General features: G+C 44.8%; 2 protein-coding genes. Both read left to right on the top strand.

The annotated features are described in order from the left end of the window. Positions 1 to 405, top strand: a 405-nt coding sequence (locus ABR854_RS25650; RefSeq protein ID WP_350268718.1) for a tyrosine-type recombinase/integrase, incomplete at its 5' end; no start/stop codon positions are given. Further along, complete coding sequence (locus tag ABR854_RS25645; protein ID WP_350268717.1) at positions 405 to 1,568, top strand: IS91 family transposase; 1,164 nt, start codon at positions 405 to 407, stop codon at positions 1,566 to 1,568. The genes ABR854_RS25650 and ABR854_RS25645, both read left to right, overlap by 1 nt. The last annotated feature ends 172 nt before the right edge of the window (positions 1,569 to 1,740 follow it).

The raw sequence follows: 1,740 nt of genomic DNA, 5'->3' as shown, positions 1-1,740 counted from the left end.
AGACCAAATTTAAGGCTTAGAGTAGCCCATGGAAAAGGCAATAAAGAACGATACACCCTACTTTCTGAGAAGTTATTGAGTCTATTAGAAGAATATTGGCGAGCGTACCGTCCCAAAGTTTACCTCTTTGAGGGGCGACTGGTAGGCAAGCCCATGAAGGCTCGAACGATTCAGTTTCATGTAGCCAGTGCCATTGGTCGTGCGGGCTTGTTGAGCCCCGAGCGTCGATTGTCTTGCCATACCTTGCGTCATAGTTTTGCCACCCATCTGTTGGATGCCGGCACCGACATCCATACCATTCAGCAGTTGTTGGGTCATTCTCACATCTCTACGACCATGGTGTATTTACACCTACAAGAGAGCAAACGTCGCAATATCATCAACCCTGTAGATAGTTTCCTCTGATGAGTAAGCAAGAAAGTTTACAGGGGATTTTTAGCAAAGCACAAAACTTAGGTTTTAATCCTTACTCCAAGAGCGTTTTTGGTCAACTCAGCACTTGTCGCACCCTTGCCAATGGCTATCATCTGAGCCAATGCAGCGATTGTGGGCATCAGCAGATGCAGTTTCATGGCTGTGGCAATCGGCATTGTCTGTTTTGCGGCCACTTCGGTCGAGAGCAATGGGTCGCCCAACGTCAGCAAGAGTTACTGCCAACGACTTACTATCATGTGGTCTTTACGCTGCCTCATAAGTTGAATGGCTTGGTGATGGGCAATCGTACTTTACTGTATAATTTGTTATTGGAGGCTTCCTCTCAGACGCTCTTACAGTTCGGTAAAGACCCCAAATATCTGGGTGCTGAAATTGGTATAACGTCAGTTTTACATACGTGGGGCCAGAATTTATCTTTTCATCCGCATGTTCACTGCATTGTCAGTGGGGGTGGTTTCGATGGCAATCAATGGCAAAATAGTAAGCGAGTAAGTGGGAAGTTTCTGTTTCCAGTGGGAGCCTTGAAGATAGTCTTCAAGGCAATCTTGATGAAAGGTTTACGGACACTACGGTCAAAACTTCGACTCAATAACCTTGATTTTGAGGGCTTATTGAGTCAAATTGGTCGAAAACCGTGGAATGTCTATGCCAAACGCCCCTTTGGCGGTGCCATGGGAGTCTTAGAATACTTGGGTAGATACACCCACCGAATCGCTATCAGCAGTAATCGCATCACCGAGGTAGGACAATCGACGGTCAGTTTTAACTACAAAGACTACACCGATGGGAGTAAAGTAAAGCAAATGACGATGAGTCATGAAGAATTCCTGCGGCGTTTTGAGCAGCATATTTTGCCCAAATACTTCGTTAAAATCCGTCACTATGGATATTTACGCAACCGAGGCAAGCAAGAACGGCTCAAACAGATACTTGCGAGCATGGCATTATCGGAGCGGAAACCTATACCCAAGCTAACCGTTGAGCAGTTCATGCAGGAAAAATACGGGAAAGACCTTGGAAAGTGTCCATGTTGTGGCGAAGGAAGAATGGTCTCAATAGCCGTGATTTATAGTCTTCGTTGCGAGCCAATACAAGCAGTATCAGAAGTCAGAAACAAGGCTTCACCCGTGTAAAGATTGATTGAAAAGAGGTGGCATCAATCAAAAGACATTTGGCAAAAATTAATCCCAAGGTCTGGGTAGGGCTATTTATTGCTCAATTGCATCAAAACACCAAAGAAAGCCATGTTTTAAGCAAAAAATAGTTGAAAGGGGAGAATAAACACATCTACTTTTTGCCCTAATA

Origin of the sequence: Emticicia sp. W12TSBA100-4, from assembly GCF_040253585.1 — a bacterium.
Taxonomy (GTDB): domain Bacteria; phylum Bacteroidota; class Bacteroidia; order Cytophagales; family Spirosomataceae; genus Emticicia.
The sequence above is the reverse complement of the archived record's forward strand: the minus strand, read 5'-3'. Positions and strand labels throughout refer to the sequence as shown.

Coding starts and splice junctions, on each gene's coding strand:
- ABR854_RS25645 (WP_350268717.1), top strand. CDS start 405: ATGAGTAAGCAAGAAAGTTTACAGGGGATTTTTAGCAAAGCACAAAAC.